Genomic DNA, 20749 nt, shown 5'->3' with positions numbered 1-20749 from the left:
CGCGACCATAGTTCATACTTTCCCCTAATTTTTGCTAAATTCCTGAAATTAAGCCATAATAGAAGTAGATGGAATTGCCCGTCAATATATAGGCTTAGGGTCAGCAGACCCAGGATAAATCATATCTGAACCAAACTGAAAGGGGAGCATGATTTAATCTCAAATTAGGTTAATATTTTAGGGCAATACGGTATAAGAAGCGAGAAGAGTTGAGGATAAACCTATTGCCAAATATGTCAAACCCAAGGAAGCCGCCCAAATCCTTGGAGTCCATGAAAGAACACTCCGCAGATGGGACGACAATCGCTCAATCGAGACCATCAGAACCCCCGCTGGGCAACGACGATACAACGTTGAGTGATATACTGCTGCCAAATCAGGCAGTGACAAACGCAAAGTCGTTATCTATGCCAGAGTTAGTAGCCGCGCCCAGCAGTCCGACCTCAACCGACAGGTGGCCGCACTGTCCAACCTCTACCCCGAAGCAGAAGTCGTCTCAGAAATCCGAGGCGGGCTCAACTTCAAGGGAAAGAAAATGCTGGCCTTACTGGGACATCATTTGTCAGGAGATGTCCGCATGGTTGTCGTTGCCCACCCAGACCGATTGGCAATATGGGGATTTGACTTGTTTCGATGGCTCTGTGAGCAAAACAGGTGTTCACTCATGGTTCTCAACCAGACAAGTCTCAGTCCAGAACCAGAAATGGTTGAGGACATCCTCGCCATCCTCCACTGCTTCAGTTCCCGATTATACCGACGGAGTAAATACAAAACTCAGGTCAAAGAAGATCCGGATTTACCCCAGCCCGGAGCTAAATCAAGTCTGGCGCCAATGGTTGGCCGCTTGTCGGTATTGCTACAACCAAGCAATTGCATTATCCCGGAGTGGTAAACGACTAAGCAAGTTAAAGTTACGCAATCAAGTGATGCAGAGTGACTTACCCGAATGGGTCAAAGAAACACCCTGCCACATTCGGCAAAATGCCATCTTTGATGCCTATCAGGCTTTGACCGCTAGTCCTGATGCAAGGTTTAGAAGTTGTCGTGACAGCTCTCAAGGGATTAAGTTCAATAATACTAATTTCTCTTCAGGGAGTTGGTATCCAAGACTCACGAAAGGATTAACTTTCATGGTTTCCGAACCCATCCCTAAAACTTGCGGGCAAGGGACTCAGTTGGTGTTTACCAAAGGTCGATGGTTTGCGATTTTCCCTGAACCAGTTGCCGTTACCCCAACTGACGCTACTGGCGTGATTGCATTAGACCCGGGTGTGCGAACTTTCATAACCGGGTTTGATGGTTCACGATTTCTGGAATTGGGCTCCGGGGATATTGGACGCATTACTAGGCTATGTCAACATTTGGATGATTTAATGAGCCGAATCGCCAAGGAACCCTGTCGTTCAAGAAGGCGACGGATGAGGCAAGCGGCTCAACGAATGAGAACCAAAATCCGCAATCTAGTTGATGAAGCCCACAAACAAATTGCTCACTACTTGACTCACAACTACAGCATAATTTTTCTGCCGACCTTCGAGACTTCCGATATGGTTGCCAAGGTGAAGCGTCTAATTAGGTCTAAGACTGCCCGCGCCATGCTGACATGGGCGCATTATCGATTCAAACTAACCCTGAGACATCAAGCCGAGATAACTGGAACCACAGTTGTAGATGTGACGGAAGAATACACCAGCAAAACCTGTACTCACTGTGGTCAGATGCATTCCCAGCTAGGTGGCTCAAAAGTGTTCCGATGTCCTGAGTGCGGGTTCACTCTACCCAGGGACTGGAACGGTGCTTTTGGAATCTTTCTAAAAGCTTTGCGGGATACCGCCTCTGTTACCTTAACCGGTAATAGTGCTATCGTCGCATTGTCCGGGAACAACCGGAAAAATGTCGCGTAAATGTATCAGTTCTTCAACCGTAGTAACAAAATAACTTAGGGTCAACAAGGAGAAATATGATCATGGCTGATTTCGACTGGCTGAGAATGTTAATCCCAGCGGTGTTTTATTTAGGCTGCATCTACTTGCTGTTAGGTTGGATACCCGAAAACACGGAAAGTTAAAATTTTGCACACAAACGGCCAATTGTTAGACAAAATAGGGTAAGTAAATGGTGTGAGAGACGCAACAAACAACGAATTATGAAAACCAATCGATGGCATATCATACTTACCTTAGTCGCAGCGATCGCAGTTTTGATAACCCACCCATCCCAAACTAACCCAGCTTTCCCTGTCGGGGAGGCTGGTTTTACAGATGTCCAAAACCATTGGGCGCAGCCTTGTATTAAGGAATTAGCCGATCGCCAAATTATTACCGGCTACAGTGACAACACCTTCCGCCCTAATAACCCCATTACCCGCGCTGAATTCGCCGCCCTAGTTAATCAAGCATTTCCGAGAGTACAACCCACCCGCCGCCGCCAGAATTTTGTCGATATTCCCACAGATTTTTGGGCTTATGATGCCATTAGTCTGGCTAGTCAAAAAGGGTTTTTATCAGGATATATCGGTAGTGTTTTTAATCCTCTGGTTAATATTCCTAGGGTACAAGCCCTGGTGGCTATTAGCAATGGTTTAGGATTTAAGCCCCAGCAGTTGTCTCCTGAACAATTGGGAGATGTTTTTATCGATAGCGCCACCATTCCTGATTATGCTAAAGAGGCGATCGCCGCCGCCACTGAAAATTGGTTAGTCGTTAACTATCCTAATGTTAGACAATTGCAGCCTAACCGTCCGGCGACTAGGGCTGATGTCGCTACATTTATCTGTCAGGCTATCACTAACTTTGATGAAAGTGCCTTAGTGCCTGCTCAGTATATTGCCCGCATTTCTGTGGATGATCAACCCTTCGCAAAAATGCCACTGACCACCCCAGAAACCCAAGCAGTTACCGAGTCCGAACCCGCCGAAACTCCATCAAGTCCCGCTGATATTTCCCTCAATAAACCTGCCGAAACTTCATCAGAACCACCCCAAAAAATCCCCGATTCTCCACCTACTGAAAGCCAAGTTTTTCAACCACCAGCCCAAGCATTGCCACCACAAGAACCAATTAACAAAACTATTGAATTTGATAATTTGCTGGCAGAATTTGATTTTAACCCTCGCCCTAGCCCTAAATTTAGATTGAAAATGACGCGGCGCGGAGAGGTTGTTTTAGATGATAATATACCAGAAGATATCCTCAATAATTTGATATCAAGTAACTTAGATACCATCAGGGTTTTAGATGTCCGCACCATCGATTTAAATGGAGATAGGGAACCTGAGTTAATTGTAGACCTCCAAAGTGGCGGTTATTACTCGCTGATTTACCATTATAGACCCTTAGCCAAGCAATATGGTATTATTCCTAAAAGTTGGGGTATTTGGCACTATGATTTAACCGAAATTACTGATGATGGCTTACCCAGATTTGTGGGGTATGATTACCGATTTGCGCGGGAATTTAATCTACAATCTCAATCACAGGTCCCTCTGACAATTTGGGAATATCGCGCTGGACAATTTCAAAATGTCACTGCTAATTATCCAGAATTTGTGACCCTTCACCTCGATCGCATTTGGCGAGATATTGAACAACGACACCGCCAAAATCAGGATGTTCGCGGGGTCATCGCCGCTTATATGGCTAATCAATATTCCCTCGGTCAGGGAGAGTTGGGGTGGCGAAAAGTGCGATCGCTTTTTGAGGATAGAAATATATCCGATTTATTAGCAGATGTAACACGGTTTTTGCAGGATACAGGCTATATTGAACAGTAGCCAATAGACTGGACTCACAGTTATTCCCTGATCTGATGATTTTAGATAATTTCCGATATGGGATCTGTGAGTTTTTCTAAGTCTTCTGGTCTGTCAATATCAGTCAAAATGGTTAAATTAGCAACCGCTATGTTAAGATGATGACAGATAGAAATTGTTTGTTTCCAGACTAATTCGGTTCCCCAATTCACTCCCTCAAATATTTCGGGGATAAACCTTGATAGTCCGATTAAATAATATCCTCCGTCCGTCGCGGGTCCCAGGACTATATCAAACTGCTGGAGTAGCTGGAAGGCTTGACTAAGGATATGGGAAGTGATGGCTGGACAGTCGCTTCCAATCATCACTACCGACCTATATTTACGGTTAAATGCTGACTGGAATGCTTCCGACATTCTCTCGCCTAAATTCCCCCCTACTTGAGGATTATAACACAGATGACACCCTAACCAATCTTGCATTTGACTTAGGGTAGTTCCTGTGAATTTAATTTCTGTGGAAATGGGACGCAATTCCTGGAGTTTGTCCACTGTGGCGATCGCTTTTTCGGTCATTTGGCGATGTAGTTTCGCCGCGCCTTCAATACCCAGCGCGGGAATTAGTCGCGTTTTGGTTTGACCGGGTTCTGGGTAACGGGTGAAAACAATTAAATGTTCCATAATTTGACAATTTTACCAGGTCATATAATCAGGCTTGCGATAGGCTAGGTTCCCCCCAATATAGGTAGCATCAATGCTGCGATCGTCCCCTAAAATCATCAGAGAAAATAGGATTTCGTTGAGTTTTTCCACTGATTCTATGCTATGCTGAGGGTGGCGGAATGCCATTAATGGTGTGGCTTGCCAATTTAATACAATAAAATCGGATTCTTTCCCTATTTGAAAGTTGCCGATATATGAGTCTAAATGAATGGCTTTAGCACCCCCTAGGGTAGCTAAATAAAAGGCTGGCAATGGTGACAGAGTTTGCTTTTGTAGCTGGGTGACTTTATAGGCGGCGGACATGGTTTTTAGCATGGAAAAACTGGTTCCCGCACCCACATCACTGGCTAAACCTACCGCTATGGGGTGCGCGGGTGATTTCGCCTCTTTCAGATTAAATAATCCACTACCAATGAACATATTGGAAGTCGGACAGAAAGCTATGGCTGAACCCGCTTCGGACAAACGTTTAAACTCGGAATTGCTTAAATAAATGCCGTGGGCAAAAATTGAGCGATCGCCTACTAAACCCGCTTTTTCGTATACCTCCAAATAATCTTTACACTCAGGAAACAATTGGGAAACCGTCACTAATTCTTCTTGATTTTCTGATAAATGAGTATGAACATACACATCAGGAAATTCTCGTTTTAGTTGTCCGGCTACTTCCAACTGTTCTGGGGTCGAAGTTATCGCAAACCTCGGAGTAATTGTATAGCACAACCGACCGCGATTATGCCATTCTTTAATCAAATCTTTATTATTGTGGTAGGCAGTTTCCGGGTTATCCAATAGGGACTCAGGTGCATTTCTGTCCATCATCACCTGACCAGCGATCGCCCGAATATTACGACTTTGTGCTTCCTCAAAAAATACCCGGGTTGACTCTGGGAAAACGGTTGTCATTACCACCGCTGTAGTCGTGCCATTCCGCGCCAACTCATCAAAAAAGAACCCGGCGACCTCGCGAGCGTGTAATGGGTCTTTGAACCTTTGCTCACCGGGGAAAGCATATTTTTCTAACCACTGCAAAAGCTGTTCCCCATAGGAAGCAATAATCTCCGTTTGTGGATAGTGAACATGAGTATCAACAAAACCAGGGATGATCAACCTTTGGCTATAGTCGATAATCTCAATTTCAGGATAATCGGTTCGGATATGGTCATAGGAACCGAAAGCCTTAATTTTGCCATCCTCAACAATTAATAACCCATCCTCAAGATAGCGATAGCTTTCCGTGGGAGACACCACAAACGGATCATCAATAAAATCCAGAAAAGCGCTGCGAACTCCGTACATATTTATAACTCGTGGAAATCATAAATCACAATACCAGAATCAGGGTCGTTGGTAATACTCACATAACCCCTTTTGAACATATCATTTAAAACATTTTCCACCCGTTCAAAGTCCGCGCCGGTTGCCATGACTCCCTGAGTAACTGACAGTTTACCACCCCGCGCCGCCGCTGCCTGTAGTAATCTCATTCGCAGACGTTCCTGCAAGTCTCCAGTCACAATTAACGTCACTGGGTTACTTTCGGGAAGTGGGGAACCGTCCGGCGCAACTCCCAGCCTGGCCTGTGCTTTAGCATTATATTCCTCCACCATACTGGGAATCAAAAATACATCCACCAACTGGCCAACTCGGAACAGTCCCAAAGTACACATCCAAATTACACCGGTGACAATCTGGCCATTGTACAGGCGATGTAAACCACTGATGGGAGTAATCAAGCCGATCGCCCATAGTATATAACTCGTGGTAATTTTTTTCACGATAACCTCCAAGTCCTGACATCAAGGGACTATAACCATGATCGCACATCTGAAATATCTTTGCTGAACAGCAGTAGGTGTAGCAATTCTTAACCGAATTGACTATGCAGGCGACACCATTACTTGCTAGACTGGAATGCGTTGCATATTAAACGCTTTTGATTGCAGCCCCAAGCGGGTTGGTCATTTTAACTAAAGGGCGATGTTCAGCCCATAGTAGCCCATCGCCCACACCAAGTCCCTTGCAATAATTAATAAAACACGAGCATTATGGTAGATTCCCTGAAAAAACCCACATTTGAAGAGATACGTCCTGGGGTTAAGGTTCCAGCTAAGGAAACCATCCTGACACCTCGGTTCTACACCACAGATTTTGAAGAGATGGAAAAAATGGACATCTCTGCTAATGAAGAGGAAATCAGGGCGATCTTGGAAGAGTTCCGGGTTGACTACAACCGTCATCACTTTGTCCGTGACGAAGAGTTTGAACAGTCCTGGGACCACATTGATGGCGAAACTCGCAAGGTTTTTGTAGAGTTTTTAGAGCGTTCCTGCACCGCCGAATTTTCTGGCTTCCTGCTTTACAAAGAACTCAGCCGTCGCCTTAAAGAAAAAAGCCCTGTCTTGGCTGAATGCTTCTTGCTCATGTCACGAGATGAAGCACGCCATGCCGGTTTCCTTAACAAAGCTCTGTCCGATTTTAACTTATCTCTGGATCTGGGTTTTCTCACCAAAAGCCGGAAGTACACCTTCTTTAAACCCAAGTTTATCTTCTACGCTACCTATCTTTCTGAGAAGATTGGTTACTGGCGTTACATCAAAATCTATCGCCATTTAGAAGCTCATCCAGAAGATCGGATTTACCCGATTTTCCGTTTCTTTGAAAACTGGTGTCAGGATGAAAACCGCCACGGTGATTTCTTTGATGCGATACTCAAGTCTCAGCCTAGCCTGTTGAACGACTGGAAAGCTCGCCTATGGTGTCGCTTCTTCCTGCTATCTGTGTTCGCGACTATGTATCTAAATGACCTACAGCGTGCGGACTTCTATGCGGCTATTGGCTTGAATGCTCGCGATTATGACATCGAAGTAATCGAAAAAACTAACGAAACTGCTGGTCGGGTGTTCCCCATTATCCTTAATGTCAATCACCCCAGTTTCTACCAACGTCTTGATGAGTGCGTGAAGACTAATGAAAAACTTAGTGCGATCGCTAATTCTAACGCACCTGGTTTCGTCAAGTTCTTCCAAAAACTACCCCACTACATCTCTAATGGTTGGCAGTTCTTAAACCTGTACCTACTCAAACCCATTAATGTAGAACCCAGTCATGGTGTAGTTCGCTAATTGTCACTGAACACCTACCTACCTCCCCCCCATTTACGGGGGGGTGTCTCCACCCCACATCAAACACCATAACTAGGACAGACAAGGCTGATGTCTCCCTAGTTTCCGTAGTTAAATAACACCTAACTAGCCCAAAACTCCAAGTAATTCCTACCTTATTGGTTATGGCGATCACCCACGTTATTTATGATCTTGACGGTATACTATTAGATACTGAGCCTCTCCATGCTCAAGTAAATCAGGCGATCGCTAACCGTTATGGTAAAACCATTGACAGAACCCTACAATATCAACTTTGTGGTCGTAAGTCTAAAGACTCCGCCGCCTTAATTGTAGAAACCCTGCAATTACCCCTAACCCCCGAAGCATTTTTGCAGGAAAAAGACGCAATTATCTATCAATACTATCCCCAAGTTCCCCCCCTACCCGGAATAGTTCGGCTTACCCATCACCTCGCTAACCACAATATCCCCCAAGCCGTCGCCACCAGTTCTGCTACCAGACCCTTTACCGCCAAAACCCAACCCCATCAAGCCTGGTTTTCCCTATTCCGCTGTATTGTCAGAGGAGATGACCCGGAATTAACCAGAGGAAAACCCGCACCAGATATATTCTTAATTGCGGCTAAACGACTAGGTGCTAAACCTGAAAATTGCCTAGTGTTTGAAGACTCCCTCGCTGGGGTAATGGCTGCGCGACAAGCGGGAATGTATGTGGTGGCTATTCCACCGCCAGAAATGGACTACAGCGCCTATCAACAAGCTGATCAAGTCCTGACTTCCCTAGAAGATTTTAAACCAGAATATTGGCATCTTCCGGCTTTTGAACCTGATCATCACCGGGTTTCCCCCGCGCAAGTTTAGGCGATATTCTCCTAGGTTTGGTTATTAACCCCCAACAGCCATGATCACCCCCAAAAACATAAGTTTAACTAATTTATACCGCCAGATGAATTTAATATCACAAAGATTGTTAAGATTTATTACGATTTTATTGCTAATTGCTCGCAAATAGTTGACGAGATTATGGGGGTTGTGATACACTCAAATAAATCGCACCCAAGGGGTTGCTGTGTCTATATGCAAAAAAAAAGGCTACAACCCTGATTATATGGCGCTTAAAGTTATTCTCTGAGGAAAAAATTAAGCTGGCGATGCACGAGTTTTTGGGAAAAAGGGGACGGCCAATTTTCTACCTATTGACAAAAAGGCGATTATGTGCATAGCCGTTTCGGGGGGAGGTTTGAGTTGATTAATTTTCTCGTTGGGAGGCGATCGCCTTTCGATCCTAGGTTGGGTTATTAACCCCCAACAGCCATGATCACCCCCAAAAACATAAGTTTAACTAATTTATACCGCCAGATGAATTTAATATCACAAAGATTGTTAAGATTTATTACGATTTTATTGCTAATCGCTCGCAAATAGTTGACGAGATTATGGGGGTTGTGATACACTCAAATAAATCGCACCCAAGGGGCTACTGTGTCTATATGCAAAAAAAAAGGCTACAACCCTGATTCTATGGCGCTTAAAGTTATTCTCTGAGGAAAAAATTAAGCTGGCGATGCACGAGTTTTTGGGAAAAAGGGGACGGCCAATTTTCTACCTATTGACAAAAAGGCGATTATGTGCATAACCGCTTTCCGCAGCCTATCCCGGACGGAGAGGAAGTGAAAATAAGAGGCAGTTCATTGGTTAATAATTAACAAACTTAGTGAGGAGAACCGGACCGATTAAATAGTGATGACCCAAACAAGACAAACCCGCAGAATTAGCCAACTGTTCCCTTTTTTTGCGGCTGTACCACCGCAACTTACCAGGAGAGACAGCAACCTCTCGATATTCAGTCCAATCATTAACGGTATAATCAGCCAGATAAAAAACTCCCTGCGATCGCAAAACCCGTTTAATTTCTGCTAGGACGAATTCAGGGTGAGGATAATGGAGAAAACTGATAGTACAAAAAACGGCATCAAAACTCGACTCAGGAAAAGGTAAAGCCTCAACATTCCCCTGTAGAAACTGTAGGCGATCGCCATAGACATTTTGGTTTTTCGCCTCTTTAATCATTTGAGGAGATAAGTCCAACCCCGTCCCCTGAAGGTCAGGAAACTGTTTAGCCAAACGCTGTAGCAGTCGTCCTGTACCACAGCCAATATCAAGAATATTAGCGGAATTAGGAAACTCCGCAAACTCCAATAAACGCTTATGTACAGCCTGATAGAAAACCGTGGTCAGCAGGAAATCATAAAAAGGAGCCCAGCGGTCAAAAAACGATTGTTTATTCTGAAAAAAGCTGTCAGTCATAGATTAAAGATATCCCCCACATAGAAAATAGTAAGGTAGCGTCAGACCCAGGAGCTTTTGGGTCACCAGAAACACTGGTAACTCTGACGCACCGGAATATATATCTCTAACCGATATTATAGCTCTGTGATCAATCCCGGAATATCAATTAATTTTGAATCTGGCTAACATATCCCCAGAGACTATAATCACGACTGAGCCAACCATGAAAGAAAGCCATTTGACTGGGCTTTTCCTGAACCCGCTTATAACGATACAGGATGCGCTCATTAACAATTTGGAGAGCGGTAAACTTATTGTTACCCTGTGCGAGAGCCGCGCGAGTTTCGGCATCAAATACCCCCGTTTGTGGCAACCCCAGGGCTTGTTGTAAAAAAGTAATGGAATTATGAATGCCAAAGTTAACGGCTGTGTCAAACATGACGATCGCTAAAGCGGGGTGCATGGCGGGAGCGCCGCTACCTCTCCAATAGCCATCATAAATTTCCAGCATTTCCGCATCAGACATTTGTAGCACATCCAAGGGAGGTAAACCCCTGCTGGCACGATAGGCATTATACTCAGTTTGGAGAATACCCCTATAGGTGCGGCCGCCAATATCTGCCGGATGGTCACTAAAGCCACCCTCAAAATAGAGAGTAAATCCCAAAGCGGCATCAAAAAGTCGCTGTTCGTAATCGCTTTTACTGCGGGTACGAGCCAAGGTTTCGTGACCAATCAGGGGAATAGAAATAGCCACCAATAACCCCAAACCGCCAGCAATCAGGCGAGACTTGAGATTGATATGCTTCAGCTTACCAGTTGCTTGTTGTACATTCATAGATCTAACGAGTCCTTTGGTCTGGTGAGTTCACTCAACTCTCAACTAAGGATAGCAGCAAAGCTGACCAATCCCTGCCAGCCGTCTCCTACCCAGGCTCAGAGGGGAAATACAGAGAGCCGGAAGTAGATGTTATCGGGTCAATAGTACCATGCCTTGACGGTTCGGAGCATCTACGCGAAACTTAACATATAATGAACCTACTGCTTCAGGCATTGATAACTTTTGTCAAGTTCTCAGGGGTTTTTGTCCAACTGATTACCCCTGATGTCTGAACAGTGCAGTCAGAACCATCTGATTTAGCTGACAGCCTGCCTATATCAGAGATCTTCTCTGGTATCGGTATTGTATTAGACCACTTTGTGCAGTCGATTTAAGCTATGGAAACCCTAGAGTTTATCATCCATCCCGACGGCCGAGTTCAGGAACGAGTCACCGGAATTGTTGGTGCGTCCTGTGCTGAGGTTACGGCGGCGATCGAAGCTGAGTTAGGGGTGGTATTAAATCAGGAGACAACTTCTGAATATTTCGCCCAAGGGAATCACCAGTCTCAGAATGCCACTGCTCAAGTGGGTTTGAGTAACTGGTAAATTCTATCTATACCGTTCAAGCAATTCATTCACAATTTACCAACTATGTCACACTTTAGCCAAATCAAAACCCAAATTCGGAATATCACCTCTTTAAAAGCTGCTTTGACTGATTTAGGTATTGACTGGAAGCCTGGACCCCGCGAGGTTCGAGGTTATCGTGGTCAAACTCTGGCGGCGGAAGTGGTTATCCAACAAGAGAATGGTTATGATATCGGCTTCGCTTGGAATGGTCAGGAATATGAACTGGTGGCAGATTTGCAATTTTGGCAACAAGCTACCCCGGTTGATCATTTCCTGAGAAAAGTTACTCAACGTTATGCTTTCCACACTGTGGTTACCGCGAGTACGGCCCAAGGTTTCCAAGTTTCCGAACAGCACAATAATCAAGATGGATCGATCCGCTTAGTTGTTCAACGCTGGAGTGCTTAATGTCTCAATTGTCTGCATCATCACAACAGTCTCACTCAGAACGTTCGGGGTTAGAACCGGAATTGGGTGGGTTTTTGCGGGATGCACCTGAGCGTTCTGGGTTTGAGCCAGAGTTGGGGGGTACACTGCGCCAAAAAGGGGTTTATGTTGATGAGCCTACTTGTATTGGTTGCAAGCATTGCGCTCATGTGGCTAGAAACACATTCTATATTGAGCCAGACCATGGCCGATCGCGAGTGTTTCGCCAGGATGGAGATTCGGAAGATGTCATTCAAGAGGCGATCGATACTTGTCCGGTTGATTGCATTCACTGGGTTGACTATACGGAACTCAAAGTCCTTGAACAAGAACGTCAAAATCAGGTGATCGCTAGGGTTGGTTTTCCGGCTGAGGCGGCGATCGCACCCCGGAAACGTAAACAGTCCCCAAGGTAAACTACAATCAAACTAGGGGTAATTCCTCTATTATCCCCTAATCCCTAAATTATTACAAGTTCAGCAAAAGTGAGAACATCTTGCTTTTGCTTTTTTGTCGGGGAGTGTGAAATGCTTGGAGAATCAATAGACATTTCCCAGTGGTGGGGGGGTTCCCATTTCCCAAATATCTGGACAAGGGGGGATGGTTGGCGAAAAAAAGGGAATTGGGGAGGAGTGATTTATAGATACTGGGTGGAATGAGACGAACTCGCAGATCAATGGAGCGATCGCGCCATCGGATGGTTTTTACACCATCGATTATATGCTGTTATAATGGGTTATAATCTCTTTTAAAATTTGCTACTTATCCCCCCATGTCATTACAAGAAGAAATCGATAAACACAGACGAAATATCAAAACGGACAGCTACTCAATGTCCATCGGTGAGTTGATGAGTCTATATGAGCATAAAGAAATCGAAATTCGCCCGGATTTTCAACGTTATTTTAGGTGGTCAAACTACCAAAAATCATCATTTATAGAATCGATAGTTTTGGGAATACCGATTCCGCCAATTTTTGTCAGTCAAGGAAATGACGGTGTGTGGGAGGTGATTGATGGTTTACAAAGACTTTCAACTATCTATGAATTTGTCGGCATTTGGAGAGACAAACATCCAGATAAAGATACCGATTTCTATATTTTGGATTCTACCATGTACTTGCCTTCATTAAAGGGCAAAAAATGGGATGATCCGGACGACCAGGAAAATTCTCTGACTCCGACACAGCGTTTGTTGATTAAGAGAGCGAAAATTACGGTAAATATTGTTTTGCCAGAAAGTGATAGAATTATCAAATATGAGTTATTTCAGCGACTCAACACAAGGGGGTCGATCGCTACGCCTCAAGAAGTGAGGAATTGCATGGCATTAATGTTAGATAAAAATCTATATAATGTGATGCGATCGCTTGCGGAAAGGGATACCTTCAAAAACTGTATTGCTTTGAGCGATCGCCTCTATGAAGAACAGTATGATATGGAATTAGTATTGCGTTTCATGCTTCTGTTTGACCGGGATGATGAAAATCTTGAAAACATGAAAGGTGATGTCAGTGATTTATTGACTAAGGAAATGCGAGATAAAACCATCGATAATAATTGGAATTTTGGCGATATAGAAACAGCCTTTGATGTGACTTTTAAGATCTTGCATGAAACGATGGGCGATAATAGCTTTAAGCGATATAAACTCGAAGATGATAGATTTCTGGGTGGGTTTTTATTGTCTGCCTATGAAGTAATTGCCCTCGGAATAGGGTATCATTATAAAAATCCCCTTCACAAAGATCGAGTCTGCGATCGCATCAAGAGCATTTGGTCAAATCCAACCTATCGCCATAATTCCGGTGCTGGAGTTAATGCAACCAGACGTTTACCCCATCTAATTAAATTGGGTCGAGAGGTATTTTCTCCCCTATGAAAATGCGAACGACTTGGCAGCGAATGCTTATCTGGACTATGTTCGCCTGCAAAAGCTGAATTATCAAGAACTTTCGAGCAATTTTTTGGCTTTGGCGATGAAGGAAAAACTGAAGAAGTCAAAAGAGACCAATAAACCTTCAGTCTATATCCCTATCTGCAAATTTTTTATTTCGGAGTTAAATCAAAGGTCGGTTTTACCCAAAGATGCGATCTCGACCGCCTCGAATCTATCCTCGGAGATTTTTAAAGAAATCACTGCCATATATACCTCAACCACCCCGAATAACTGCGATCGCTCTCTTTAGCCACATCACTATACCAATCCATTCTACCAATTCCTATCACTTTTGACAACGGATCAGATACTCCCTCAATACCGGACACACCTTAAACAACAGCCGATTTTCTCGAATTTTCGTAACTATATATCGCTGCTGTAAGGACTGTAACCCGTTAATTAAGTCCATTGATGATAACTGTAAACTCTCGGTTAAATCTTCTCTAGTTACAGGTTTATCTAACTGGCTCAACTCTAAGATAAGTTGCTGTTCTATGGGTGAGAGTCGCTCAAATAGCTGCTGAAAACCAAACTGCATTTCTGGGGTGATTATCAAGCTATTCTCGGCTAAAAAATCAGCGACATGACCATCAAAAATGTTGTGGATGATAAAAGCAATCTGTTTCAAATAACCAGGATTTCCCTGATATAATTGGATTAACTTTAACCAATTATCCTCATCCTTCAGCAGTCCTCCTCCCATATTTCTCAGGATTTCTACATCCTCTAAACCGGATAACTCTAAAGATTTTATCGGATATAATTGCTCATCTAAACACTCCATCTCTCGACATTTCTCTCGACTGATTAATATAACATTACTCTGATGTTCTAAGTCGGCGATCGCCCGGAAAAAGTTTTGATAATCTTGATAGTCTCTTTCGTATTGTCCGACTAATGCGCCTCTCGTAAACAGATTTTGTACATCGTCCAGGATGATTAAACAGTGCTTTTCCGTGAAGAAACCTAATAGTTGTTTAAGGCGATCGCTCACAGTTCCTTTTGGTTCTTTTTCGCTAACTTTCAATAAATCATTAACTAGCGATGTCAACGATTCTGGAAATTTTAAGTTCCTCCAAATTATTACTTCAAATCTATCTAAGTGCTGATCTACAAATCTTTTAACTAGAGTAGTTTTCCCAATACCAGATACTCCTAACACCGAAATTAAACGACTCTTTCCCTTATTTAATAACCAATTTTCCAGCATCTTTAATTCCGTTTCTCGTCTGGAAAAACCAATAATTTCAGGCGCTAAACTTAAATCGATTTTCTGGAATATATCCTCGTGTCTTTGCTCCCTATTTAGGGGTTGACTAGGAGGTGAATAAAATTGTAAATTATTGCTACTTTGCACATTGTTTTGTATGTTGTTGATATTAGTAGATTGTGATAAATTAAATTCTAACCGTTCAAAGGTTGACCGAAAGTTATTTTTTTTTATATCCTCACCTAATGCTTCAGACAATATTTGCCATAATTTATAACCAATATCTCTAACATAACGCTCACTCAAATGAGATAAATCGGCAATTTGATCATAGGTTTTACCTTCCCATACTGCCTTAATCACAGTTTGCTGAGAGTCGTCTAAGTGCTTTTCTGTTTGCTGAAACACTAGATGATCTGCCAATTGTAAAACTTCTGTTACATCCATTGAACTTAAACAGGCTAATCGATTTAGCCATTATACCTTAGTTGATGCCCGTCATTTTACGTCATTTTACGTCATTTTACGTCATTTAGTTAATATTTATTCACAAAACTTACGTCATAATCTGATTTTTAAGTATAGCCAAATACCTAAAGTTTGTGGCATTGTCGTAATTAGAAAAAGTAGAGATTTAACAAGTTCAACCCAACCACTTTGGTGAAAAATCATGGCTAATCATCTTTATTACGGTGACAACTTAGAGGTTTTGAGACGCTACATCAAAGATGATTCGGTTGACTTATGTTATATCGATCCGCCTTTTAATTCTAAGCGAAATTATAATCAAATTTATAATAATATTGGTTCGGAAGACAAAGCACAAGCTCAAGCATTTATTGACACCTGGGAATGGGACAATCGTGCTATGCACGGCTTTGAGGAAATCAGCAGCAATTATAATGGTTTATTCACTGAGCAAGCTGTTTATTTAATCACTGGCTTAGAGAATGTATTGGGTAAAGGAAGTTTACTAGCTTATTTAGTTAGTATGACTTTAAGAATAACCGAAATTCACCGAGTTTTAAAACCTACCGGGAGCTTTTACCTACACTGCGATCCAACCGCCAGCCATTATTTAAAGTTAGTGTTAGATGCGGTTTTTTGTTCTCAGGGTGGCAATTTCTTAAATGAGATTATTTGGTGTTATCGTGGTGGTGGTGTACCCAGAAGAGATTTTGCGCGAAAGCATGATATTATTTTTAGATACTCAAAAGGCAATATCTATTCCTTTAATGTTAATGATATTCGGATTCCATATTCAGAAGATAGTGAGCAAAGATTAAAATACAAAGCTAGATCTTTTAGAGGCAAAAAAGTATATGATAATTATCAACAAAATCAAAATGGCAAGCATCCTGAAGATTGGTGGGAAATTCAACCAGTGATGCCTTCGAGCAGAGAGCGTTTAGGTTATCCCACACAAAAACCAGAAGCATTATTAGAAAGAATAATCCAAGCCAGTTCTAATGAGGGTGATATAGTATTAGATGCTTATTGTGGCTGTGGTACAACAGTTGCAGTGTGCGAAAAATTTAACCGAAAATGGATAGGAATTGATATTACCTATCAAAGTATTAGCTTAATTTTAAAAAGATTAGAAGATAGCTTTGGTAAGGGAGTATTAGAGACCATCAAACGGCATGGTATACCCCAAGACATGGAAAGCGCCATAGCATTAGCCAACAAAGCGGACGATCGCACTAGGAAAGAATTTGAAAAATGGGCGGTTTTAACATATACAAATAACCGAGCATTAATTAACCACAAAAAAGGCGCAGACCAAGGAGTTGATGGAGTCGTTTTATTTCAAGGCGATCAACAGACACCGGAAAAAATGATTTTCCAAGTCAAATCAGGAAAAGTCAAATCAGGAGACATTCGGGACTTAATCGGAACCATGACCCTACAAAATGCTAGTCTTGCGATTTTTATCACCCTCCAAGAACCTACTAAAGAAATGCTAACAACCGCAAAATCTGCGGGATTTTATCGCAGCCAATACATAACTGATAGTTGTGATAAGATTCAGATTGTTACCGTTAAGGATATTGTGGAGAAGCGACAGAGATTAAATATTCGGCTCAGTTATGAAGTGCTGAAAAGTGCCGAAAAACAGAAACTGGTTAACTTTAAGCAAGGGGAGTTCGACCTTTGAGCATTCTTCAAAATCTCATAACCTTATGAAAATAGCGATCGCCTCCCCAAAATTAACCCCAGAATTAAGCTAACCGGAAGCGATCGCATGATCAGGGAATTGTCATCAACCCTGTTCAGACACAGCCTTTAATAACATATCCCCCATTTCCCGACAGCCTACCGCCTTCATACCCTCAGACATAATATCCCCCGTGCGGTATCCCCAATCCAGAACCTTTAACACCGCTTTCTCAAGGCGATCGCTCGCTGCCGGTTCATCCAAACCATAACGCAACATCATAGCAGCACTCAATACCTGAGCCAACGGGTTCGCCTTATCCTGTCCCGCGATATCTGGAGCCGAACCGTGTACAGGCTCAAACACCCCAGGACCAGAAGCACCCAAACTCGCCGAAGGTAGCATCCCAATACTTCCCGTTAGCATAGCCGCCGCGTCTGAGAGGATATCCCCAAACAAATTACCAGTCACAATAGTATCAAACTGTTTCGGCCAGCGCACCAATTGCATAGCCGCATTATCCACATATAAATGAGACAATTCCACCTCTGGATAGTCCGCCGCCAGAGCCATAATGCGATCGCGCCATAACTGAGAAACATCCAGAACATTAGCCTTATCCACCGAACACAGGCGACCCTGGCGTTTTTTCGCCGTTTCAAACCCCACCCGTCCAATCCGGTCTATTTCCGATTCTCCATAGGCCATCGTATTGACCCCTCGTTTTTCCCCCGTCTCCGTCTCAAAAATACCCTTGGGTTGACCGAAATAAATACCCCCCGTCAACTCTCGCACCACCATAATATCTACCCCTTCCACAACTTCCCGCTTCAGAGATGACGCATCAAGCAAGTGAGGCAAAATAGTAGCCGGACGCAGGTTAGCAAATAGCCCCAAACCTGCTCTCAGTGCCAAAAGTCCCGTTTCTGGGCGCTGCTGACGCGGTAAATTGTCCCACTTGTAGCCACCGATCGCCGCCAGCAACACCGCATCACTATCGCGACAAGCCTGTAATGATTCCTCTGGTAGCGGTTCCCCTGTAGCATCAATAGCCACTCCCCCCATGAGAGCTTCTTTAAATTCAAAATTTAGGTCTAATTGTTTACCAACAGCCTTGAGGACATCCACCGCCACCGCCATAATTTCGGGGCCGATGCCATCACCTGACAGAAGGGTAATGCGGTAGTTTTGGGTCATTTTGATATCGTTTCATATATTGCAGTGCAGCCTTATATCATAACAGGAAAATAGATAATTTCCTCTGATACTGTCAATAAAGGGGTATCATAAATTTAAGGCGTATTTGGTTCGGGTTATGGAATATTCTAAAATTCTGGTGGCCATTGATAGGTCATCCCAAAGTAGGCTCGTGTTCCAAAAAGCATTTCACCTCGCTAAAGTAGAACAGGCGGAACTGAAGATTTTTCATTGTGTGGGACTGTCTCCCCTGGCTTTTGGTTCGGCTGGGGATATTTATGGACAGGGGTTGGGACGGGCGGCGCAGGTGCAACAAGAACTTATGGCTAAGGAAGTTGAGGAGGTCAAAAGTTGGCTACAAACTTTTTTAGATGAGTGTGAACAGCAGGGGATTAGGGCTACATCTGAGTATAAAATTGGTGAGGCAGGTTATTGGATTAGAGAAGTGTCTTTATCCTGGAATCCTGATTTAGTCGTCATGGGAAGAAGGGGACGTTCCGAACTGGCTGAACTGTTTCTTGGTAGTGTTAGTAATCATGTGATCCATCATCTCAGGTGTTCCGTTTTGATAGTTCAAAACCCTTAATAAAAAAATAGGCATTTGAGGGGCGATCGCCTTTTTAATGATTAGGATATCTCCCCTTCATCAATTCTCCTATTACTGCCCCCAGGGGTAAAAAAAAACTTATAATTATACAATAAATTATCAGGTAATCCCCAAGTGGTCGCCTAAATGCTAAAATTGAGCCACTGAATCTTACACATAACAAACACGCTTTCAATGACTTCATTACAGCAACCTCACTCGCATCAGAAAGCCAAAGCCCTTAAACCCGGAAGCCGTCGCCCCGCTAAAGCCCTCTGTAGCGAATGCGGTCTCTGCGATACCTACTATATCCACTATGTCAAGGAAGCCTGTGCTTTTCTTAACGAACAGATCGCTAACCTCGAAGAACAAGCCCACGGCAGATCCCGTAATTTAGACAACTCAGATGACCTGTATTTTGGGGTTCATCAGGATATGATGGCCGCCCGCAAAAAAGAACCTATACCAGGCGCACAGTGGACAGGCATTGTCAGCACGATCGCCTGTGAGATGCTTAACCAAGGTATAGTCGAAGGGGTGGTTTGTGTCCAAAATACCAAAGAGGATCGCTTTGGACCTATGCCGATCCTCGCCCGCACCCCGGAGGAAGTTCTCGCCGCCAGGGTTAACAAGCCTACCCTCTCCCCTAACTTATCAGTTTTGGAAGAAGTAGAGCGATCGGGTATGAAAAAATTACTCGTTATCGGTGTAGGATGTCAGATTCAAGCCCTTCGTGCCGTTGAGAAACAAATGGGCTTAGAAAAACTCTATGTTCTCGGTACTCCCTGCGTTGACAATGTTACCCGCGCCGGTCTACAAAAGTTTTTGGAAACTACTAGCCGATCGCCCGAAACCGTTGTCCATTATGAATTTATGCAGGATTTCCGCGTCCACTTTAAGCACGAAGATGGTTCCACCGAAACCGTCCCATTTTTTGGCTTGAAAACTAACCAACTTAAAGATATTTTTGCCCCCTCCTGTCTCAGTTGTTTTGATTATGTGAACTCACTTGCTGATTTAGTGGTAGGATATATGGGGGCTCCTTTTGGCTGGCAATGGATCGTCGTTCGTAACGATCGCGGACAGGAAATGCTCGATCTGATTCAAGACCAACTGGACACTCAGCCCGTATCTTCCCAGGGCGATCGTCGCGCCGCCGTTCAACAGAGCATCCCCGCCTACGATAAAGCCGTCACCATACCCATGTGGGCAGCTAAAATGATGGGGGTAGTTATTGAACGCATTGGACCCAAAGGCTTAGAATATGCCCGCTTTTCCATCGACTCTCACTACACCCGCAACTATCTCTATGTCAAACGCAATTACCCAGAGAAACTAGAGAATCACGTCCCCGATTTTGCTAAACGGATTGTAGCACAGTACAAACTACCAGAATAAAAAAAAGACCCCCGTAAGGGCTGACTGGGGCAGGGTAAAATTAGCAGTCAAAAAACTGGCTAATTTTGTCAAAATCCCTGTCTCAGTTCTCGAAACATATCATTTGTCAGGAGGAAACCACCCCAATCTCTGTTATGCCAGTCGGTAAGCCAATACTGGAACAATTAAGACCAGCAAAACTGACCAAGGTGCATAAACCAGACTGATCAATAAACAGACAAATGCAGTCCCCCTCGCTCCAACTTTAACAACCTCCTCAGAAGTGTGAAAACTCAAGTAAATCGCCAAGCAAGCGACGGAAAAAGCCACCAAAGAAGGTACAAACATTGTACTGACTCCCTTCAACCAACTGTCAAAATGTGGCGCGTTCCTTCGGGCATGGGTCCCTACTTCCGTCTTCCTCAGAACGTTAACCAATAACTGGACAAACGGCCAGTTGAGTTAACGGGTGGGGGAGATGAACGATTTGCATATTTTATCAAATATAACAC

Annotated in this window: 20 protein-coding genes, 1 pseudogene and 1 riboswitch; of the genes and pseudogenes, 13 read left to right on the top strand and 8 right to left on the bottom strand. The window is 43.6% G+C overall.

Features of this window, described 5'->3' with window-relative positions; all coding sequences use genetic code 11:
- Nucleotides 1-223: 223 nt before the first annotated feature.
- From HFV01_RS31970 to HFV01_RS07035, 3 genes and pseudogenes are all read left to right on the top strand, one after another.
- A pseudogene (locus HFV01_RS31970) lies at nucleotides 224-799 on the top strand (IS607 family transposase); the annotation flags it as partial.
- 37 nt (nucleotides 800-836) lie between these two features.
- Entirely contained in the window at nucleotides 837-1904 is a 1068-nt protein-coding gene (locus HFV01_RS07040; RefSeq protein ID WP_318286200.1) for an RNA-guided endonuclease InsQ/TnpB family protein, read from the top strand.
- Between the two features lie 242 nt (nucleotides 1905-2146).
- Nucleotides 2147-3772, top strand: a complete 1626-nt coding sequence (locus HFV01_RS07035) for an S-layer homology domain-containing protein (protein WP_006624408.1) — start codon at nucleotides 2147-2149, stop codon at nucleotides 3770-3772.
- Nucleotides 3773-3813: 41 nt separating this feature from the next.
- On the opposite strand, the gene HFV01_RS07030 is transcribed toward HFV01_RS07035, so the two are convergent.
- The 3 genes from HFV01_RS07030 to HFV01_RS07020 are packed head-to-tail and all read right to left on the bottom strand — an operon-like array spanning nucleotide 3814 to nucleotide 6251.
- Entirely contained in the window at nucleotides 3814-4431 is a 618-nt protein-coding gene (locus HFV01_RS07030) for a TIGR04282 family arsenosugar biosynthesis glycosyltransferase (protein ID WP_006624407.1), read from the bottom strand.
- A gap of 12 nt (nucleotides 4432-4443) precedes the next feature.
- On the bottom strand, nucleotides 4444-5772 hold the full coding sequence (gene guaD / locus HFV01_RS07025; RefSeq protein ID WP_193520941.1) for a guanine deaminase: 1329 nt from the start codon (nucleotides 5770-5772) through the stop codon (nucleotides 4444-4446).
- Between the two features lie 2 nt (nucleotides 5773-5774).
- Nucleotides 5775-6251: an NINE protein gene (locus HFV01_RS07020; protein ID WP_193520940.1), complete on the bottom strand. Its 477-nt coding sequence runs from the start codon at nucleotides 6249-6251 to the stop codon at nucleotides 5775-5777.
- A 270-nt stretch (nucleotides 6252-6521) separates the two neighbouring features.
- Between HFV01_RS07020 and acsF the strand changes: the two genes are divergently transcribed.
- Complete coding sequence (gene acsF, locus HFV01_RS07015) at nucleotides 6522-7598, top strand: magnesium-protoporphyrin IX monomethyl ester (oxidative) cyclase (RefSeq protein ID WP_006624404.1); 1077 nt, start codon at nucleotides 6522-6524, stop codon at nucleotides 7596-7598.
- Nucleotides 7599-7762: 164 nt separating this feature from the next.
- A complete protein-coding gene (locus tag HFV01_RS07010; protein WP_006624403.1) occupies nucleotides 7763-8461 on the top strand; it encodes an HAD-IA family hydrolase in 699 nt (232 codons plus the stop codon).
- A gap of 834 nt (nucleotides 8462-9295) precedes the next feature.
- Here HFV01_RS07010 and HFV01_RS07005 read toward each other — a convergent pair.
- On the bottom strand, nucleotides 9296-9907 hold the full coding sequence (locus tag HFV01_RS07005) for a class I SAM-dependent methyltransferase (RefSeq protein WP_006624402.1): 612 nt from the start codon (nucleotides 9905-9907) through the stop codon (nucleotides 9296-9298).
- A 148-nt stretch (nucleotides 9908-10055) separates the two neighbouring features.
- Entirely contained in the window at nucleotides 10056-10727 is a 672-nt protein-coding gene (locus HFV01_RS07000; RefSeq protein ID WP_006624399.1) for a glycoside hydrolase family 108 protein, read from the bottom strand.
- A gap of 380 nt (nucleotides 10728-11107) precedes the next feature.
- Between HFV01_RS07000 and HFV01_RS06995 the strand changes: the two genes are divergently transcribed.
- From HFV01_RS06995 to HFV01_RS06975, 5 genes are all read left to right on the top strand, one after another.
- The gene (locus HFV01_RS06995; RefSeq protein WP_006617668.1) at nucleotides 11108-11317 is read left to right on the top strand and encodes a DUF2997 domain-containing protein; all 210 of its coding nucleotides are present in this window, start codon (nucleotides 11108-11110) and stop codon (nucleotides 11315-11317) included.
- Nucleotides 11318-11362: 45 nt separating this feature from the next.
- Nucleotides 11363-11749, top strand: a complete 387-nt coding sequence (locus tag HFV01_RS06990; protein ID WP_006624398.1) for a DUF1257 domain-containing protein — start codon at nucleotides 11363-11365, stop codon at nucleotides 11747-11749.
- Nucleotides 11749-12183: a ferredoxin gene (locus HFV01_RS06985; RefSeq protein WP_006624397.1), complete on the top strand. Its 435-nt coding sequence runs from the start codon at nucleotides 11749-11751 to the stop codon at nucleotides 12181-12183. Before HFV01_RS06990 ends, HFV01_RS06985 begins: the two co-directional genes overlap by 1 nt.
- A gap of 356 nt (nucleotides 12184-12539) precedes the next feature.
- Nucleotides 12540-13649 carry a DUF262 domain-containing protein gene (locus HFV01_RS06980; RefSeq protein ID WP_193520939.1) on the top strand — a complete coding sequence of 370 codons (1110 nt, stop codon included), beginning with the start codon at nucleotides 12540-12542 and terminating at the stop codon, nucleotides 13647-13649.
- A gap of 13 nt (nucleotides 13650-13662) precedes the next feature.
- Nucleotides 13663-13956 carry an MAE_28990/MAE_18760 family HEPN-like nuclease gene (locus tag HFV01_RS06975; protein ID WP_111894793.1) on the top strand — a complete coding sequence of 98 codons (294 nt, stop codon included), beginning with the start codon at nucleotides 13663-13665 and terminating at the stop codon, nucleotides 13954-13956.
- 36 nt (nucleotides 13957-13992) lie between these two features.
- On the opposite strand, the gene HFV01_RS06970 is transcribed toward HFV01_RS06975, so the two are convergent.
- On the bottom strand, nucleotides 13993-15366 hold the full coding sequence (locus tag HFV01_RS06970; protein WP_318286198.1) for a helix-turn-helix domain-containing protein: 1374 nt from the start codon (nucleotides 15364-15366) through the stop codon (nucleotides 13993-13995).
- Nucleotides 15367-15589: 223 nt separating this feature from the next.
- On the opposite strand from HFV01_RS06970, the gene HFV01_RS06965 reads away from it, so the two are divergent.
- Nucleotides 15590-17077, top strand: a complete 1488-nt coding sequence (locus HFV01_RS06965) for a DNA methyltransferase (protein WP_193520938.1) — start codon at nucleotides 15590-15592, stop codon at nucleotides 17075-17077.
- A 105-nt stretch (nucleotides 17078-17182) separates the two neighbouring features.
- Here the strand turns inward: HFV01_RS06965 and leuB are convergent, their stop codons facing one another.
- A complete protein-coding gene (leuB, locus tag HFV01_RS06960; protein ID WP_006624388.1) occupies nucleotides 17183-18274 on the bottom strand; it encodes a 3-isopropylmalate dehydrogenase in 1092 nt (363 codons plus the stop codon).
- Between the two features lie 118 nt (nucleotides 18275-18392).
- On the opposite strand from leuB, the gene HFV01_RS06955 reads away from it, so the two are divergent.
- Nucleotides 18393-18860, top strand: coding sequence for a universal stress protein (locus tag HFV01_RS06955; RefSeq protein ID WP_006624387.1), 468 nt, complete (start codon nucleotides 18393-18395; stop codon nucleotides 18858-18860).
- Nucleotides 18861-19055: 195 nt separating this feature from the next.
- The gene (locus HFV01_RS06950) at nucleotides 19056-20258 is read left to right on the top strand and encodes a Coenzyme F420 hydrogenase/dehydrogenase, beta subunit C-terminal domain (protein WP_006668682.1); all 1203 of its coding nucleotides are present in this window, start codon (nucleotides 19056-19058) and stop codon (nucleotides 20256-20258) included.
- Nucleotides 20259-20390: 132 nt separating this feature from the next.
- Here HFV01_RS06950 and HFV01_RS06945 read toward each other — a convergent pair whose 3' ends face one another.
- A complete protein-coding gene (locus HFV01_RS06945; RefSeq protein ID WP_006624383.1) occupies nucleotides 20391-20585 on the bottom strand; it encodes a hypothetical protein in 195 nt (64 codons plus the stop codon).
- A 34-nt stretch (nucleotides 20586-20619) separates the two neighbouring features.
- A riboswitch (Glutamine riboswitch) is annotated at nucleotides 20620-20724 on the bottom strand.
- Nucleotides 20725-20749: the final 25 nt, after the last annotated feature.

The sequence above is a fragment of the Limnospira fusiformis SAG 85.79 genome (assembly GCF_012516315.1).
Taxonomy (GTDB): domain Bacteria; phylum Cyanobacteriota; class Cyanobacteriia; order Cyanobacteriales; family Microcoleaceae; genus Limnospira; species Limnospira fusiformis.
Note: the sequence above shows the minus strand (reverse complement) of the source record. Positions and strands in the feature narration are given on the sequence as shown.

Coding starts and splice junctions, on each gene's coding strand:
- HFV01_RS07035 (WP_006624408.1), top strand. CDS start 2,147: ATGAAAACCAATCGATGGCATATCATACTTACCTTAGTCGCAGCGATC.
- HFV01_RS07000 (WP_006624399.1), bottom strand. CDS start 10,727: ATGAATGTACAACAAGCAACTGGTAAGCTGAAGCATATCAATCTCAAG.
- HFV01_RS06970 (WP_318286198.1), bottom strand. CDS start 15,366: ATGGATGTAACAGAAGTTTTACAATTGGCAGATCATCTAGTGTTTCAG.
- HFV01_RS06990 (WP_006624398.1), top strand. CDS start 11,363: ATGTCACACTTTAGCCAAATCAAAACCCAAATTCGGAATATCACCTCT.
- HFV01_RS07005 (WP_006624402.1), bottom strand. CDS start 9,907: ATGACTGACAGCTTTTTTCAGAATAAACAATCGTTTTTTGACCGCTGG.
- HFV01_RS06980 (WP_193520939.1), top strand. CDS start 12,540: ATGTCATTACAAGAAGAAATCGATAAACACAGACGAAATATCAAAACG.
- leuB (WP_006624388.1), bottom strand. CDS start 18,274: ATGACCCAAAACTACCGCATTACCCTTCTGTCAGGTGATGGCATCGGC.
- acsF (WP_006624404.1), top strand. CDS start 6,522: ATGGTAGATTCCCTGAAAAAACCCACATTTGAAGAGATACGTCCTGGG.
- HFV01_RS06950 (WP_006668682.1), top strand. CDS start 19,056: ATGACTTCATTACAGCAACCTCACTCGCATCAGAAAGCCAAAGCCCTT.
- guaD (WP_193520941.1), bottom strand. CDS start 5,772: ATGTACGGAGTTCGCAGCGCTTTTCTGGATTTTATTGATGATCCGTTT.
- HFV01_RS06985 (WP_006624397.1), top strand. CDS start 11,749: ATGTCTCAATTGTCTGCATCATCACAACAGTCTCACTCAGAACGTTCG.
- HFV01_RS07030 (WP_006624407.1), bottom strand. CDS start 4,431: ATGGAACATTTAATTGTTTTCACCCGTTACCCAGAACCCGGTCAAACC.
- HFV01_RS06965 (WP_193520938.1), top strand. CDS start 15,590: ATGGCTAATCATCTTTATTACGGTGACAACTTAGAGGTTTTGAGACGC.
- HFV01_RS07010 (WP_006624403.1), top strand. CDS start 7,763: ATGGCGATCACCCACGTTATTTATGATCTTGACGGTATACTATTAGAT.
- HFV01_RS06995 (WP_006617668.1), top strand. CDS start 11,108: ATGGAAACCCTAGAGTTTATCATCCATCCCGACGGCCGAGTTCAGGAA.
- HFV01_RS06955 (WP_006624387.1), top strand. CDS start 18,393: ATGGAATATTCTAAAATTCTGGTGGCCATTGATAGGTCATCCCAAAGT.
- HFV01_RS06945 (WP_006624383.1), bottom strand. CDS start 20,585: ATGTTTGTACCTTCTTTGGTGGCTTTTTCCGTCGCTTGCTTGGCGATT.